A 15,105-nucleotide genomic window follows, 5' to 3' on the forward strand; every position below is an offset into this window, starting at 1 on the left:
CATGTTCGATTCCCTCTCCGACCGCCTGGAAGCGGTCTTCAAGAAACTCAAGGGCCAGGGTTCGCTCAACGAGAAAAACATCCGCGACGCCATGCGCGAGGTGCGCATGGCCCTGCTCGAGGCGGATGTCCATCTCGACGTGGTCAAATCCTTCGTCGCCAGGGTGCGGGAGAAGTCCCTCGGCCAGGAGGTGATGGGCTCCCTCACCCCCGGTCAGCAGGTGGTCCACCTGGTCCACAAGGAGCTGATCCATGTCATGGGCGGGATCAACGAACGGTTGAACCTCGCCGCCCAACCGCCGGTCGTGGTGCTGATGGTCGGACTCCAGGGGTCGGGCAAAACCACCACCACCGCGAAACTCGCCAAGCGTCTGTTGGAAAAGGAGCGCCGCAAGCCGCTGCTGGCCTCCCTGGACGTCTATCGTCCCGCGGCCATGGACCAGCTCGCCACGGTGGGCAACGCGGTCGGCGCCAAGGTGATGCCCACCTCGCCGGGCGAGGATCCGCGCGAGATCGCCAAACGGGCTTTGCAAACCGCCCGCACCGGCGGTTACGACGTGCTGCTGCTGGATACCGCCGGACGTCTGCATGTCGATACCGAACTGATGAACGAACTGGTGGATGTGTCCGCCCTGGTCAAACCCACCGAAACCCTGCTGGTGGTGGACTCGATGACCGGTCAGGACGCGGTCAACGTGGCCCGCAACTTCGACGAGAAGCTCTCCCTGACCGGCGTGATCCTCACCAAGACCGATGGCGATGCCCGCGGCGGCGCGGCGTTGTCGGTACGCCACGTCACCGGCAAGCCGATCAAGTTCCTGGGCACCGGCGAAACCATGGAAGGTCTGGAACCGTTCCATCCGGACCGGGTGGCCTCGCGTATCCTCGGCATGGGCGATATCCTCTCCCTGGTCGAAAACGTTATGGAGAAGGTCGATCTCAAGGAGACCTCGAAATTACAGGAGAAACTCCTCTCCTCGACCTTCTCCCTGGAGGATTTCCTGGCCCAGATGCGCCAGATCAAAAAGATGGGCCCTCTGGAGGAGATCATGGGCATGATCCCAGGGGTGAAACAGGCGATGAAGGGGCGCGACATGGCGGTGAACGAAAAGCACCTGCGTCGCGTGGAGGCGATCATCCTCTCCATGACCCCCACCGAACGGCGCAAGCATCAGATCATCAACGCCTCGCGCAAAAAGCGCATCGCCATGGGCTCCGGTACCACGGTCCAGGAGGTGAATCAACTGTTGAAACAATTCATCCAGACCCAGACCCTGATGAAACGGTTCGGAAAACTCGGCGGCAAGGGGTTCCTGCGCGGCTTTCCCGGACTGGGCGGCGGGGGCGGCATCCCGGGACTGGGCGGCGGGGGCGGCATCCCGGGACTGGGCGGCGGGGGCGGTTTTCCGGGCGCGGGGCTGTTCGGTGGCAACAAACCACCGGGCATGCCCTAACAATCGGGGATCCTCCAGAGGCCCTGATGCCGCTGCGCTGCCAGCGACATCAATCTGCTTCAAGGCCAGGCGAGGATGCCGGACGGAAAGGGAGGTGGACCGATCGGGTACGGGATGCCGGGGCGCTTGACGAGGTATCCGGCGACACCTGAACGAATTTGGTTCGGAAGATCACGGCCAACGCTTTACTTGCCCGGATCTTTGTGGGAAAATGTACGGTTTATCCAGTCATCCGCCCGATGGGGTTTGACGCGGATCTCTGATTGACGTTCATACCTTGAACGAGGAGTGTGCAAACCATGGCGTGGAACGATGGTGGTGGCAATCCGGGCCCCTGGGGACCGAGCGGTGGCGTGCCCCCACAACCACCGGATATCGATCAGATCTTCCAGCTTCTGCGCGAGCGGTTCCAGGGAGAAAATCCGCTCGCGCGGGTCTGGCCGATCGTGCTTGCATTGGCGCTGCTCATCTGGATGTCCACCGGCATCTACGTGGTCGGACCGGACGAGAACGGGGTGGTGTTGCGTTTCGGGCGGCATGTGGAGACCACCGGTCCCGGCCCCCATTGGCGTCTCCCCTACCCAATCGCCACGGTGCTCACCCCGAAGGTGACCAAGGTGGAGCGGATCGAGATCGGTTACCGGACCCGTTCACGGGGCGACACCCGTTCGGGTGGCGACGATGTGGATGTTCCCGCCGAGTCCCTGATGCTCACCGGCGATGAGAACATCATCGACATCGACATGAGCGTCCAGTACCGTATCAAGGATGGGGGCGCGGCCAACAATCTGTTCAATCTGCGCAACCCCTCGACGGATCGCCACAAGGTGGTGCGCGACGCGGCGGAGTCGGCGATCCGACAGGTGATCGGTCGCAACGAAATCGACAGCGCCCTGACCGCCGGCAAGGAAAAAATCCAGTCCGATGCCAAGCTGACCATGCAGAAAATCCTGGACAGCTACAACAGCGGCATCACCATCGTCACGGTGCAGCTCCAGAAAGTTTCGCCGCCGCCCGAGGTGGTGCATGCCTTCAAGGACGTGGCCAGCGCGCGGGAAGACCGTGAACGGGCGATCAACGAGGCCCAGGGGTATGCCAACGACATCCTTCCCAAGGCCAAAGGCGAGGCAGCCAAGCAACTCCAGGAGGCCGAAGCCTATCGCGCCGCCAAGGTGACCCGTGCCCAGGGCGACATACACCGTTTTCTGGCGATTCTGAAAGAGTACGAGAAGGCGCGTGACATCACCGAGACCCGCCTCTATCTGGAGGCCATGGAGGAGGTGTTGAGCGGCGTGAACAAGGTGATCGTCGAGCCGCGGGCCGGACACAATCTGCTGCCTTACATGCCGATTCCGGCGCCAGGTGGCGTTCGGGGCGGCGCCGCGCCGGCCAAAGGGGAGGCGACGCCATGAACAAAAATCTTTCCCTGGGGCTCTCCCTGGTGGGGGTGGCGATTCTGGTGCTGGTCACCCAGTCGGTCTACACCGTGGCGCAGTGGCGTCAGGCGCTGGTGGTGCAACTGGGCAAACCGGTGGAACCGGCCATCACCGAGCCGGGACTCCATTTCAAGTTCCCGTTTCTGCAAGAGGTCCACTTCTTCGATCGCCGCCTGTTGGAGTTCGATCAGGAGCCGCAGGAGATCCTGTCGGCGGACAAGAAAAACCTCAAGGTGGACAGCTATTCGCGCTGGCGCATCGTCGATCCGTTGAAATTCTTCCAAACCGTGCGCGACGAAAACGGTGCCGCCGACCGGCTCAACGACATCATCTACTCCAACATTCGCGAAGTGTTGGGGCAGTTCACCATGATGGAGATCGTTTCGGCCTCCCGTTCGGATCTGACCCAGCGCATCCGCGAGCAGACCAACGTCCAGGCCAACAAGTACGGCATCGAAATCATCGACGTGCGCATCAAGCGGACCGATCTGCCCGTAGAGAACTCCAAGGCGGTGTTCCGGCGCATGCAGACCGAACGCGAGCGTCAGGCCAAGCAGTACCGGGCCCAGGGCGAAGAGGAGGCGGTCAAGATCCGCTCCAAGGCGGTGCGCGAACGGGAGGTGCTGCTCGCCGAGGCCTACAAGTCGGCCCAGGAGATCCGGGGCGAGGGGGACGCCGAGGCCACCAAGGTCTATGCCGAGGCCTATCAGTCCGATCCACGTTTCTACCAGTTCACCCGGACCCTGGAGGCCTATGCCAAAGCCATGAGCAAGGATTCCTCGACCACCGTGGTGCTGGAGCCTTCGGGTTTCTTCCGCTATCTTCAAGGGTTGACGCCGCCGGGTCGCTGATGCGCGGGGGGCTCTCGTGACGGGCATGAAACCGGTGGCATGCATGGGTAACGCGTGCGACGCACGGGAAGGACAGAAAACGTGATCGGTGATGCCGGCAGTCGGATCGAGGTGGCATGAAGGATTTCTTGAGTATCCTGGGCATGGTGCTGATCGTGGAAGGGGTGCCCTATTTCCTGGCTCCCGAGCGGATGCGGCGTTGGGTACTGGCGATCGCCGAACTGCCGGAAGAGATGTTGCGACGTACCGGATTCCTGCTCATGGCGGTGGGGTTGTGGTTGGTCTATCTGGCGCGAGGATGAGACGATGGCGCCTCTCGGGACGGACGAAGATCGGGACGACGACGCTTTCCAGCCGCGATGGGAGTTGCTGGGCGACACGCCCCGCGCCCTGGGGAGTGTCACCCTGGATCTGAACCACCTGCTGCATCGCGCCCACCCCTGGAAGGCCCACGGCGTGTTTGGCCAGGAGGATTTCACCGAACTGACCGAGGCCGGCGCCCTGGAAGGCCGGGCCGAGTTGCTGCTCGATGCCAGACCGGTGCGTCAGGAAGGACGGTTGATCGCGCGGGTACGGGGATTCTGTCGCGCCACGCTGCGTTTGACCTGCGTGCGCTGCCTGGTTGACTTCTCCGCGCCTCTGGAGGCGGAAATCGATGCCGCCTTCGCGGTCGGAAGCGACCCGGCGGTCAAAAACAAGAACTGGCGCTTCGAGGAGGATGTCGAATATCTGCCGGATGGGGTGCTCACGCTCTCCCATCTGGTCGAAGAGGAGTTGTTGCTTACCCTGCCCATGAACCCGGTCTGCTTCTCCGGGTGTGCTGGACTGTGTGCGGGGTGTGGGGCGGATCTCAATCGCGCTCCGTGTACCTGCCGTGCAAGCGAGCCGCAAGGCCCGTTCGCGGCGTTGAAATCGTTGCGATCCACCTGAATCGCGCCTCCCTGGGACGCGGGAAGACGACAAATCGCATGAACACGTTGGTTTGATCTTAAAGCAAGGAGAACACCCATGGCCGTACCCAAAAAGAAAGTTTCCTCCGCGCGTGGCGGCATGCGTCGCGCCCACAGCGCCCTGACCGCCCCGGCGTTATCGCTCTGCCCGAACTGCCAGGAACCGCGCCCCCCCCACAAGGTGTGCCCCCACTGCGGGTGGTACAAGGGTCGCGAGGTGGTGGCAGTCAAGGAGTAAGGGGCGTACCCCGCCTCAGCCCAAGGGACGACCGATCGTGACCATTCGCATCGCGCTGGATGCCATGGGGGGCGACAAGGCTCCGGCAGCCCCCATCGAGGGGGCTGTTCTGGCCTTGGGACAGCACCCTGGATGCGCCTTCACCCTGGTGGGACAGCCTGAGGTGATCGCCACCGAACTCGCGCGCATCGGCGCGGATCCGGGACGGTTCGTCATTCATCCGGCCAGCGAGGTGGTCGGCATGGCCGAAAAACCCTCCGTGGCCCTGCGCACCAAGAAGGACTCCTCGATGCGGGTGGGCGCCAATCTGGTCAAGAGCGGCGTGGCGGATGCCTTCGTCTCATCAGGCAACACCGGGGCGCTCATGGCCACGGCCCGCTATGTCCTCAAGACCCTCCCCGGCGTCGATCGACCGGCCATCATGGCGGTCATGCCCTCGATCACCGGTCAGACCCTGATGCTCGATGTCGGGGCCAACGTCGATTGCTCGGCGGATCATCTCTGTCAGTTCGCCCTGATGGGCAAGGTCTATGCGTCGGCGGTGATGGGACTGAAAAAACCGCGCATCGGTCTTCTCAACATCGGCGAGGAGGAGATCAAGGGCAACGAGGTGGTCAAGGAGGCCGGCGAACGGCTCAAGGCCGATGGCGGCGATGGCTACATCGGCAATGTCGAGGCCTCGGAGATCTTCGCCGGCGGGGTGGATGTGGTGGTGTGCGACGGCTTCGTCGGCAACGTCACCTTGAAAACCATCGAGGGGATGGCGCGCATGTTGACCCATTTCCTCAAGGAGTCGTTCGGCGCTTCGGTCTGGACCAAACTCGGCTATCTGGCCGCCCGTCCCGCCATGACCAGTTTCCGTTCACGGGTCGATCCGCGCAAATACAACGGCGCGATCCTGCTGGGACTCAACGGCATCGTGGTCAAGAGTCACGGCGGGGCGGATCCGTATGCCTTCAGCCGGGCCATCGGCGTGGCCGTGGATCTGGCCGCCAATCGTGTCAACGAAAAGATTCGCCGCGACATCGCGGCGCATGCCGGCGTTTCTGCCGGAAACGGGGGAGAGCAGGCATGTCCAGGTTGAGGGCGCGCATCATCGGCACCGGTTCCCATCTCCCGGAAAAACGGCTCACCAACCACGATCTGGCCCGGATGGTCGATACCTCCGACGAATGGATCTTCTCACGCACCGGGATCCGCGAACGACGCATCGCCGCCGAAGGGGAATACACCTCGGATCTGGCCGCGCAGGCGGGTCGCAACGCCATCCAGGCCGCCGGCATCGACGCCGCCACCATCGATCTGATCCTCGTCGCCACCACCACCCCGGATCTGATCTTCCCCTCCACCGCCTCGATCGTTCAACACAAACTGGGGCTCTCCCACACCCGCATGCCGGCCTTCGACGTGCAGGCGGTGTGCGCCGGGTTCATGCACGCCCTCTCCGTGGCCGATCAGTTCATTCGCGCCGGCAGCTGCTGGCGGGTGCTGGTGATTGGCGCCGAGACCGCCTCGCGCATCATCGACTGGAACGATCGTGGCACCTGCATCCTGTTCGGCGATGGCGCGGGCGCCGTGCTGCTCGAGGCGGAACTGGATGGCGAACGCGGACTGCTCTCCACCCATCTGCATGCCGACGGCTCGCAGATCGACCTGTTGCTCACCGACGGCGGGATCTCCCGCGGTCCGGCGCCGGGCGGCGGGATGGGGGTGATCCGCATGCAGGGCAACGAGGTGTTCAAGCAGGCGGTCAAGGCCATGGAGTCCTGCGTGGACGAAACCCTGGCCGCCAACCAGATCTCCAAGGAGCAGGTGGATTGGCTGGTGCCCCATCAGGCCAACATCCGCATCATCCAGGGTACGGCCAAACGGTTGGGCATGCCGATGGAACGGGTGGCGGTGACCGTGGACCGGCATGGCAACACCTCGGCGGCGAGCGTGCCCCTGGCACTCGACGAGGTGGTGCGGGACGGCAGGATCCAGGCCGGTCAACGGGTGATGATGGTGGCTTTTGGCGGCGGCTTCACCTGGGGATCGGCGCTGGTGCGCTGGTGAGGCTCAACCCGGGAGGGGCTGGCAGGTTGATTCGGCTTGGTTGTTCGGCATCGGTTGGGCGTTTCCCATGACCAAACCATCCTCGGAGATCATCTTTCTCGGCCACTGTCCGGACCGTGTGGGTCTGGATGCGCGCATCACGGGCTTTTTCGCCGACGAACTTTTCAACATCCTCGACCTCTCCCAGCACTCGGAACGGGGACGCTTTTTCATCCGCATCGAAGGGAGCGAAGAGGGATCGCCCCAGTCCATTCAGACCTGGACCGAAAAGTTCTTTCCCATCGCCCGCGAACTGGACATGGCCTATTCGTTCCACGATCCTCTGGAACGGTTGCGGGTGGTGATGTTCTGTTCCAAGACCCTGCCCTGCCCGCTGGAGGTGCTCTCCCGCTGGTTGAGCGGCGAAATGCGCATCGATCTGCGCGCGGTGGTGAGCAACCATCTGGCGATCGAACCGATCATCCGCAAGCTCGATCTCCCCTTTTATCACACCCCGACCACCGGCGACGCGAGCCTGTTCGAGCCGATGCAGATCCGCATCATCGAGCAGCACAGCCCGGATCTGATCGTGCTGGCCCGTTACATGAAAATCCTCTCACCCCATTTCCTGGGCGAGGTGCGCACGCCGATCATCAACATCCACCACTCCTTCCTCCCCTCGTTCATCGGCAACGATCCGTATGAACAGGCCTACCGGCGCGGGGTAAAGCTGATCGGCGCCACGGCCCATTTCGTCACCTGTGATCTGGACGAGGGACCGATCATCCATCAGGATGTGGTGCGGATCGGTCATCAGTTTTCGGTGCCCGACATGAAGCAGGTGGGCGCGGACATCGAAAAGCAGGTACTCGCCTCGGCCTTGCGCAAGTTCACGGAACGCAAGATCATCCAGTGGGAAGGTCGGACGGTGGTGTTTCACTGATCGGCAACGCTTCTTTTGCGTTGTGCTCGCCTGGGATCGTTTGTAAAAAATCAACAAAAACAAACAATTTAAAAATTCTCGCTTCATTGCTTCGGCAGAATTTGACCCAGGAATGAACAATGCATTAAACTGATATGCAGGATGTAACGCATTCTGTGAACCAAGGAGCGCATGCATGAAAACGTCCTTCACAAATTTCGTGGTTAAAAGTTCACACGATACTCAAAAATGTCAACCTGTCGTGCATGATTCCAAAATCTTTGAAACCTATCAACAATACTTCACACCACCTGCTGATGCTGGTCGCCATGGCGTATTCAAACAATTCACAATGATCGATCCGTCCATCCGTATCACGATTGCTGACTCAACCAATCTGGTCTGATCATGCCAACCTGGAACAAAGTTTTACAGGAAATTACCGAAAAGGAAAAAGCGGGCCATCAGTCCGTAGATCTGGTAAGACGCGCCTATTTATTAAAACTCAACAGACACACTAAAAGAAACATAATTGCCTATTATTCTGGATGGCTGACCAAACCTCCACAAACTCCAAACATGACGATCGGTGATGACGATCTTAACGGTTTCATGTCGGTGGTTCATGCTTTGGACAGATCGCGTGGCCTTGATCTGTTGTTGCATACACCCGGTGGAGATATTGCAGCTACGGAGGCTCTGGTCAGTTATCTTTGGAAAATGTTTGATCGTGATCTGCGCGTAATCGTTCCCCAGTTGGCAATGTCCGCTGGAACAATGGTCGCGTGTGCGGCAAGGACAATCGTTATGGGCAAGCAGTCCAGTCTTGGCCCGATCGATCCTCAATTAAATGGTCTGCCAGCCCAGGGGGTTCTTGAGGAGTTTCAGGTCGCGATCAAACAGGTCGAGCATGAACCTGCATCGCTTCCAATCTGGCAAGCCATCATTGGCAAGTACCATCCGACATTCTTGTGGGAGTGTCAACAAGCCATACAATGGGCCTCACAGATGGTTGAAAACTGGCTTGCCAACAATATGTTCGCAGGCAGGCAAACCAGTGTGAATGATGCCAAAAAAGTGGTCGAATTCTTAAGCAACCATGATATTACAAAGTCGCATTCCAGACATATCTCTTTTGACAAATGCCTGGAGATTGGTCTGAATATTGAATTGCTTGAAAATGACAATAAATTTCAAGATTTGGTTCTGACTGTACACCACGCCTATATGCTGACGATAGCCAAAACTCAAACCATCAAAATCATTGAGAATCACAAAGGTATTGCACTGGTAACGTTGTCAGGATGATCAATAAACAAGCGTTACACTCCCCTCTTGAATCTATTGCAATTCACTATGTGTTTTATCAACATTATTATACAGAATCACAATTTGTTATGAGTGATTGTTGACAGTTGATTTCTGCACCTCTGATCCCAGATCCGGCAGTATCCGTTGATTGCTCCTGCGAGAAGATCATTTCACCATAACATCCGACCGCTACCGGACACAGCCAAGTCGGATTGGACCTCTCACCTCCAGTTCACTTGAAAATAACCCATGAGTCCCCACGCCCCGACGCCAACCACCGCGCTCGACTCCCCTTTGTCCCCACCCACGGTCCTGGTGATCGGCGCCGGCGCGGTTGGTGGATTCTACGGCGCCGCCCTGGCGCGCGCAGGGGCGCATGTCACCACCCTGCACCGCTCCGATTACGAACAGGTGCGCCAGTACGGCATACGCATCGACGGGCTGGATCGTCAGGAGATCTTCCATCCCCATCGGGTGATCGACCGGCTGGAGGCCCTGCCCGACCCGCCCGATTTTCTGCTGGTGAGCCTCAAGGCCCTGCCCGACCCGCCCGTGGCCGAGATCATCCGTCCGGCGGTTGGCGATCAAACCGCCATCATCCTGCTGCAAAACGGCCTCGACATCGAGGAACCGGTCCAAACCGCCTTTCCGGAACACGAAATCATCGCCGGTCTGGCCTTCGTCTGCCTGCAAAAGATCGCGCCGGGCCATATCCGCCATCTCTGTCACGGCAAGATCACCCTGGGACGCCACCCCTCCGGCATCTCGCCCAAGGTGCGTCAACTGGCGGCATTGTTCACCGCCGCCGGCCTCCCCTGTCAGATCACCGACACCCCGGCACGGGCACGCTGGATCAAGCTGGTCTGGAACGCCGCCTTCAACCCGACCTCGGTGCTGGCCGGAGATCGGACCACTGAGGAGATTTTGCGTTTGCCCGAGGGGGAGAAACTGGTACGCGACATCATGCGTGAGGTGATCGAAATCGCCGCGGCCCACGGTCACGACCTGCCGGAAGGGTTGATCGAGGCCCATCTGGAGGCCACGCGCTCGATTCCCCCCTATCATACCAGCATGGCGCTCGACCACCTGGCGGGTCGAGCCATGGAGACCGACGCGATCCTGGGCGCTGCGGTACGCGCCGCCCGTCGCGTCGGTCATTCCGCGCCGCTCCTGGAAGGACTGTGGGCCCTGATGAGACTTCTGGAAGGAGATGGTATCGAAAAATCCGGATGAATCAGAGGAAACGCACTACCCGTGGCGGATCCAGGAGACCAGAATCAGCACCTGCACCACGGTCATCAGAATCAGACCGTAAGCCCCACCCACATACAGGGCATTGAGGATTTTGACGGTGACATTCGATCCCTCGGCCACGTTCTGCTCGCTGCTCATCTCCAGCTTGACTCCTCATGTTTGGCGTGCGGGGTGACAAACGGACCCAAATGGGGGGAGATGCCCCCAACACCACCCGACCATGGAGCACGATTTCGGGCGTTCCACGGGACGGGTGGGATCGGTTCCGGTTCGCGATCCGGAGCCACCCCAAACCCCGAATCACGAACCGTTGCCTGCTTGACGCATGCCCCACCATCAAGCAAAAAGCAAACCAGATTTCCAGAACAATCGGACAGGTTCCCCGCGCGAAATTCACAAACGAAAACAGGGTCCGACCGGAATCGAAACCCTGTTTTCAGATGACCTGGCCTGCCCGTGACGGCAGTCTGGCGAAGCGGAGAATCAGTTTTTCAGATGCATAACGAAAACAGGGTCCGACCGGAATCGAAACCCTGTTTTCAGATGACCTGGCCTGCCCGTGACGGCAGTCTGGCGAAGCGGAGAATCAGTTTTTCAGATGCATAATGAAAACAGGGGCCGACCGGAATCGAAACCCTGTTTTCAGATGACCTGGCCTGCCCGTGACGGCAGTCTGGCGAAGCGGAGAATCAGTTTTTCAGATGCATCAGGAAGGTGGCAATGGAGTTGCCAGCCGGCAGCACCGCCATGGAGAAAAGGGTCACCACCACGACCAGAAGAAGCGCCACGCTCAGATGATCGTCCTTGCGCCGCAACCGCATGCCGTTGAGGATCAGCCCCCCGATGGCCACCAGGGCGGTCAACCACAAAAAGAACCAGCTCAAGGTCAGCAGGTCGCGATTCCAGTTTCTGGCGACCCCCATGTTCATGATCCGGTGAAAGAACGACTCGTCCGCCGGCTTGGCGTTCTGGGCGAAATACATGCCCATGGACCAGAACAGAAAACTCACCCACTTGCACCAAAGCAAGGGGTTGCCAGTCGGATTGAGGAGTGTTTTACGCCGCTCCTTGCGGCGGACCACCACTTCTTCCTGAGCAGCCATGGTCAAATCCCCTCTCAATCAAGCAAGAATCATTGGTCGGCAGGCACGGACGAGTCACCCTCGCCCCGAGCCTCGGAAGTCCGCATGACGCCGATCTCCACCACGAATTCGTGGGGATCGTGGCGCGCGCCTGGTACTTCACCCGGTTTACGGGCCGGAGAGACCACGCGCACGCGGCGTGGATCGATGCCACCCTCGCCGATCAGGAACTCGGCGATCGCCTGAGCCTCGACCACGCCGGCGGCCCAGGGGTTGAGGAGTCCGGCCAGATGCGGCGGCGGTGACGGGTCCGGCAGGCCGGTCACCTGGATCTCGTTGCGCAGGCTTTGCAACATGGTGGCGATCTGACTCAATTTTAGCTTACTTTCCGGATGAATTTCCAGCGTTTTCGGTTTGAACAGCGTTTTCTTGGAGAGTTTCAAAAAGATGCCGGATTCGGTCTCCTTAAGCTCCGCCTCGCCGTTGTCCACCAGGTTGTTCACCATCAGATCCAACTTTTCGATCAACTGCACCAGCTTGATCTCCTGTTGAAAATCCACGCTCACGAGGGAGTCGCCACCCACGGGATTGACCTGTTCCGAGTGGTTCAGGCCAAAGGCATTCTTCATGGTTCCCTGCAACTTCTTGAACTTCGTGGCGTTCACCGTGGACATCGAGAACAGAATCACGAAAAGACAGAGCAGCAGCGTGGCCATGTCCGCCCAGGAGATGAACCAAAGCGGGGTTCCCTTTTTACAGGTTGGACATTTCTTTGCCATTCTCGGGCATCCTTAAATCTGGTGCTGGATCCACGCCTTGATTGATCAGGCGGTCAGTTCGCGATGCTTGCGCGACAGGGCCGAGATCAGGGACTTTTCCAGGATACGCGGGTTGACGCCCCGTTGAATCCCCTGCACGCCATCCATGACCAGTTCGTAGATGACCGATTCGTGGGTGCTGTAGTGATGCAGTTTGATGCCGAAGGGGATCACGACGATGTTGGCGACGATGGCGCCGTACATGGTGGCCAGGAGCGCGGTGGCCATCGAGGGACCGATCGCATCCGGGTTGGAGAGGTTGGAGAGCAGTTCCACCATGCCGATGAGCGTACCCACCATACCCATGGCCGGTCCGGCCTCACCCATACTTTCGAACATCACCACCCCGACGTGGTGGCGGATCTGCATATACTCCATCTCCTTGGTGAGGATCTCGCGCAGGTAGGCCGGATCCACGCCATCGACGCAGAAGGTGATGGCGGTTTTCAGGACCGGGTGATGGATCTGCACCTTCTCCAGGGCCAGGATACCCTCCTTGCGGGCGATGTTGGAGCAGTTGATGATCTGCTCGATGATCTCCTTCGGATGCTCCTTGGGAATTTTGAACAGCTTGGAGAGGATCGCCATGGTGTTCATGATGTCCTCGATGCTGAATTTCACGAAGGTACTGGCGATCAGACCACCGACCACGACGATGAAGGCGTGCATGCTCCAGAACAGGCCCAGATTGTGCCCCATCAGACCGAAGACGATCAGTATGGCCAGAACCAGGCCGATGACGGTAGAGATATCCAGTTTCATTGTGTGCACCCCAGAGCTGGTCAAAATGCCAAAATCCTGACGAACCGAACCGGAATCCGTCGCAGAACGGAGCCAGTCGCCCGGAAAATCGGCGCATGTCATCCACTATCGACACACGATCGATGGCCAAGCAGTAGCAATATTGCAACAAACAGACCAAACAGGGTGACCCCAGGATGAAAATCAGGGAGCGATGCGGGAGGGGTTTGGAGGGGAAAAAGAGAACCATGGAGCCTCGACCCGAAGCTCCACGGTCCCCATCAGGTCACAACCAGACTACAGTTTCTGCTCGATCTTCGTCCACCCATCCCGCAACCCGACCGCCCGGTTGAAGACCGGATGGGTGGGGGTGGAGTCCGGATCCCGGTGGAAGTAACCAAGCCGTTCGAACTGATACGGCAACGTCTGCCCGCCCTCGGCCAGAGCCGGTTCGAAACGACAGCCATCCAGCACCTCGATCGATTCCGGACTGACATGCTCGACGATATCCCCCTTGAGGGCATCGGGTTCGGGGACCGAAAAGAGCGGATTGTACAGCCGCGCCTCCCCCACCACGGAGCGGGTCGCGGAGACCCAGTGGATCACGCCAGCCACCTTGCGACCCACCGGATTGGCGTTCAGGGTGGCCGGATCGTGGTCGCAACGCAGCTCGACGACGCGACCGGTGGTCGGATCCTTCACCACCTCGCGACAGCGGATCACATAGGCATTGCGCAGGCGCACCTCGCCGCCGCTCACCAGCCGCTTGAACTGCTTGGGTGCGCTCTCGCGGAAATCATCCTCCTCGATGAAGATTTCGCGGGTGAAAGGGATGGTGCGCCGGCCCATGGCCTCGTTCTGGGGGTGATTCGGCGCGCTGATCGACTCCTCGTACCCTTCGGGCAACGAATCGATCACCACCTTCAAAGGCCGCAACACCGCCATGGTACGCGGCGCGCGCGCATCCAGATCGCTTCTCAGACAGGTTTCGAGCAGGGTGTGCTCGACCCGGTTCGGGGATTTGGAGATGCCGATCAGACGACAGAACTCACGGATCGACTCCGGCGTGTAACCGCGCCGGCGCAGACCGGAAATGGTCGGCATGCGCGGATCGTCCCAGCCCGAGACCACCTTGGATTGCACCAGGGCGTTGAGTTTGCGCTTGCTCATCACCGTGTACTCGAGCGACAAACGGGAGAACTCGATCTGACGCGGACGGCACGGGATATCCAGTTGATCGAGGATCCAGTCGTAGAGCGGACGGTGATCCTCGAACTCCAGGGTGCAGAGCGAATGGGTGACGCACTCCAGCGCATCGGAGATGCCGTGCGCGTAATCGTAAGTGGGATAGATCAGCCAGTCGTCGCCGGTGCGGTGGTGCGAGACGCGCCGGATGCGGTACAAGGCCGGATCGCGCATGTTGATGTTCGGAGAGGCCATGTCGATCCTGGCGCGCAACACCCGCGCCCCATCCGAGAACTCCCCGGCCCGCATGCGTCGGAACAGATCGAGATTTTCGGCCACGCTCCGCTCCCGATACGGGCTGTTGCGTCCCGGTTCGGTCAACGTGCCACGATAGTCGCGCATCTCGTCGGCGGTCAGATCGCACACATACGCCACCCCCTTTTCGATCAACTCCTCGGCAAAACGGTAGAGCTCCCCGAAATAGTCGGACGCATAGTATTTGCGATCCTCCCAGTCAAAACCCAGCCAGTGCACATCCTCCTGGATCGAATCGACATACTCCACATCCTCCTTGGCCGGATTGGTGTCGTCGAAACGCAGGTTGCACCGTCCACCCGGATTCTCCGCGGCCACGCCAAAGTTCAGACAGATCGACTTGGCATGGCCGATGTGCAGATAACCGTTGGGTTCGGGTGGAAAACGGGTCTGCAGGCGACCCTCGTTGATGCCGTGGAGCAGATCGTGGGCGATGATGTCGCGAATGAAATCCGCAGAGGGGTTGATGTCGTTCATGAGCGTTTTTATGAATCGTGTTCCGAAATGGTGTTATG

The 15,105-nt window shown here is 59.9% G+C and carries 17 protein-coding genes; 12 read left to right on the forward strand and 5 right to left on the reverse strand.

Annotation, left to right across the window (positions count from 1 at the left end; genetic code table 11):
- The first annotated feature begins 1 nt into the window (after position 1).
- The 12 genes from ffh (at position 2) to ACOY6C_RS10475 (ending at position 10,428) form a co-directional block, all read left to right on the forward strand.
- Entirely contained in the window at positions 2-1,453 is a 1,452-nt protein-coding gene (gene ffh / locus ACOY6C_RS10420; protein WP_420905413.1) for a signal recognition particle protein, read from the forward strand.
- A gap of 299 nt (positions 1,454-1,752) precedes the next feature.
- The gene (gene hflK / locus ACOY6C_RS10425; RefSeq protein WP_420905414.1) at positions 1,753-2,865 is read left to right on the forward strand and encodes an FtsH protease activity modulator HflK; all 1,113 of its coding nucleotides are present in this window, start codon (positions 1,753-1,755) and stop codon (positions 2,863-2,865) included.
- A complete protein-coding gene (gene hflC, locus ACOY6C_RS10430) occupies positions 2,862-3,740 on the forward strand; it encodes a protease modulator HflC (protein ID WP_420905415.1) in 879 nt (292 codons plus the stop codon). The genes hflK and hflC overlap by 4 nt, the downstream gene beginning before the upstream one ends.
- A 116-nt stretch (positions 3,741-3,856) precedes the next feature.
- On the forward strand, positions 3,857-4,042 hold the full coding sequence (locus ACOY6C_RS10435) for a DUF2065 domain-containing protein (RefSeq protein ID WP_420905416.1): 186 nt from the start codon (positions 3,857-3,859) through the stop codon (positions 4,040-4,042).
- 4 nt (positions 4,043-4,046) lie between these two features.
- Positions 4,047-4,670 (forward strand): DUF177 domain-containing protein, encoded by a 624-nt coding sequence (locus tag ACOY6C_RS10440; protein ID WP_420905417.1) that lies wholly within the window; start codon positions 4,047-4,049, stop codon positions 4,668-4,670.
- 78 nt (positions 4,671-4,748) lie between these two features.
- On the forward strand, positions 4,749-4,928 hold the full coding sequence (rpmF, locus tag ACOY6C_RS10445) for a 50S ribosomal protein L32 (RefSeq protein WP_420905418.1): 180 nt from the start codon (positions 4,749-4,751) through the stop codon (positions 4,926-4,928).
- Positions 4,929-4,965: 37 nt separating this feature from the next.
- Positions 4,966-6,012 carry a phosphate acyltransferase PlsX gene (gene plsX / locus ACOY6C_RS10450; protein ID WP_420905419.1) on the forward strand — a complete coding sequence of 349 codons (1,047 nt, stop codon included), beginning with the start codon at positions 4,966-4,968 and terminating at the stop codon, positions 6,010-6,012.
- The gene (locus ACOY6C_RS10455) at positions 6,000-6,983 is read left to right on the forward strand and encodes a beta-ketoacyl-ACP synthase III (protein ID WP_420905420.1); all 984 of its coding nucleotides are present in this window, start codon (positions 6,000-6,002) and stop codon (positions 6,981-6,983) included. The genes plsX and ACOY6C_RS10455 overlap by 13 nt, the downstream gene beginning before the upstream one ends.
- A gap of 67 nt (positions 6,984-7,050) precedes the next feature.
- Complete coding sequence (locus ACOY6C_RS10460) at positions 7,051-7,905, forward strand: formyltetrahydrofolate deformylase (RefSeq protein WP_420905421.1); 855 nt, start codon at positions 7,051-7,053, stop codon at positions 7,903-7,905.
- Positions 7,906-8,080: 175 nt separating this feature from the next.
- Positions 8,081-8,290: a hypothetical protein gene (locus ACOY6C_RS10465; RefSeq protein ID WP_420905422.1), complete on the forward strand. Its 210-nt coding sequence runs from the start codon at positions 8,081-8,083 to the stop codon at positions 8,288-8,290.
- Positions 8,291-8,292: 2 nt separating this feature from the next.
- Positions 8,293-9,192, forward strand: a complete 900-nt coding sequence (locus ACOY6C_RS10470) for an SDH family Clp fold serine proteinase (RefSeq protein WP_420905423.1) — start codon at positions 8,293-8,295, stop codon at positions 9,190-9,192.
- Positions 9,193-9,444: 252 nt separating this feature from the next.
- A complete protein-coding gene (locus ACOY6C_RS10475; RefSeq protein ID WP_420905424.1) occupies positions 9,445-10,428 on the forward strand; it encodes a ketopantoate reductase family protein in 984 nt (327 codons plus the stop codon).
- A gap of 15 nt (positions 10,429-10,443) precedes the next feature.
- Here ACOY6C_RS10475 and ACOY6C_RS10480 read toward each other — a convergent pair whose 3' ends face one another.
- From ACOY6C_RS10480 to ACOY6C_RS10500, 5 genes are all read right to left on the reverse strand, one after another.
- Positions 10,444-10,587, reverse strand: a complete 144-nt coding sequence (locus ACOY6C_RS10480) for a hypothetical protein (protein ID WP_420905425.1) — start codon at positions 10,585-10,587, stop codon at positions 10,444-10,446.
- A 551-nt stretch (positions 10,588-11,138) separates the two neighbouring features.
- The gene (locus tag ACOY6C_RS10485; protein ID WP_420905426.1) at positions 11,139-11,552 is read right to left on the reverse strand and encodes a hypothetical protein; all 414 of its coding nucleotides are present in this window, start codon (positions 11,550-11,552) and stop codon (positions 11,139-11,141) included.
- 29 nt (positions 11,553-11,581) lie between these two features.
- The gene (locus tag ACOY6C_RS10490) at positions 11,582-12,310 is read right to left on the reverse strand and encodes a flagellar motor protein MotB (RefSeq protein ID WP_420905427.1); all 729 of its coding nucleotides are present in this window, start codon (positions 12,308-12,310) and stop codon (positions 11,582-11,584) included.
- Between the two features lie 45 nt (positions 12,311-12,355).
- Positions 12,356-13,111 (reverse strand): motility protein A, encoded by a 756-nt coding sequence (locus ACOY6C_RS10495; RefSeq protein ID WP_420905428.1) that lies wholly within the window; start codon positions 13,109-13,111, stop codon positions 12,356-12,358.
- Positions 13,112-13,387: 276 nt separating this feature from the next.
- Positions 13,388-15,067, reverse strand: a complete 1,680-nt coding sequence (locus ACOY6C_RS10500; protein WP_420905429.1) for a glutamine--tRNA ligase/YqeY domain fusion protein — start codon at positions 15,065-15,067, stop codon at positions 13,388-13,390.
- Positions 15,068-15,105: the final 38 nt, after the last annotated feature.

Source organism: Candidatus Magnetaquiglobus chichijimensis, assembly GCF_045865675.1.
Classification (GTDB): Bacteria; Pseudomonadota; Magnetococcia; order Magnetococcales; family Magnetaquicoccaceae; genus Magnetaquiglobus; species Magnetaquiglobus chichijimensis.

Coding starts and splice junctions, on each gene's coding strand:
- ffh (WP_420905413.1), top strand. CDS start 2: ATGTTCGATTCCCTCTCCGACCGCCTGGAAGCGGTCTTCAAGAAACTC.
- hflK (WP_420905414.1), top strand. CDS start 1,753: ATGGCGTGGAACGATGGTGGTGGCAATCCGGGCCCCTGGGGACCGAGC.
- hflC (WP_420905415.1), top strand. CDS start 2,862: ATGAACAAAAATCTTTCCCTGGGGCTCTCCCTGGTGGGGGTGGCGATT.
- ACOY6C_RS10435 (WP_420905416.1), top strand. CDS start 3,857: ATGAAGGATTTCTTGAGTATCCTGGGCATGGTGCTGATCGTGGAAGGG.
- ACOY6C_RS10440 (WP_420905417.1), top strand. CDS start 4,047: ATGGCGCCTCTCGGGACGGACGAAGATCGGGACGACGACGCTTTCCAG.
- rpmF (WP_420905418.1), top strand. CDS start 4,749: ATGGCCGTACCCAAAAAGAAAGTTTCCTCCGCGCGTGGCGGCATGCGT.
- ACOY6C_RS10455 (WP_420905420.1), top strand. CDS start 6,000: ATGTCCAGGTTGAGGGCGCGCATCATCGGCACCGGTTCCCATCTCCCG.
- ACOY6C_RS10460 (WP_420905421.1), top strand. CDS start 7,051: ATGACCAAACCATCCTCGGAGATCATCTTTCTCGGCCACTGTCCGGAC.
- ACOY6C_RS10465 (WP_420905422.1), top strand. CDS start 8,081: ATGAAAACGTCCTTCACAAATTTCGTGGTTAAAAGTTCACACGATACT.
- ACOY6C_RS10470 (WP_420905423.1), top strand. CDS start 8,293: ATGCCAACCTGGAACAAAGTTTTACAGGAAATTACCGAAAAGGAAAAA.
- ACOY6C_RS10475 (WP_420905424.1), top strand. CDS start 9,445: ATGAGTCCCCACGCCCCGACGCCAACCACCGCGCTCGACTCCCCTTTG.
- ACOY6C_RS10480 (WP_420905425.1), bottom strand. CDS start 10,587: ATGAGCAGCGAGCAGAACGTGGCCGAGGGATCGAATGTCACCGTCAAA.
- ACOY6C_RS10485 (WP_420905426.1), bottom strand. CDS start 11,552: ATGGCTGCTCAGGAAGAAGTGGTGGTCCGCCGCAAGGAGCGGCGTAAA.
- ACOY6C_RS10490 (WP_420905427.1), bottom strand. CDS start 12,310: ATGGCAAAGAAATGTCCAACCTGTAAAAAGGGAACCCCGCTTTGGTTC.
- ACOY6C_RS10495 (WP_420905428.1), bottom strand. CDS start 13,111: ATGAAACTGGATATCTCTACCGTCATCGGCCTGGTTCTGGCCATACTG.
- ACOY6C_RS10500 (WP_420905429.1), bottom strand. CDS start 15,067: ATGAACGACATCAACCCCTCTGCGGATTTCATTCGCGACATCATCGCC.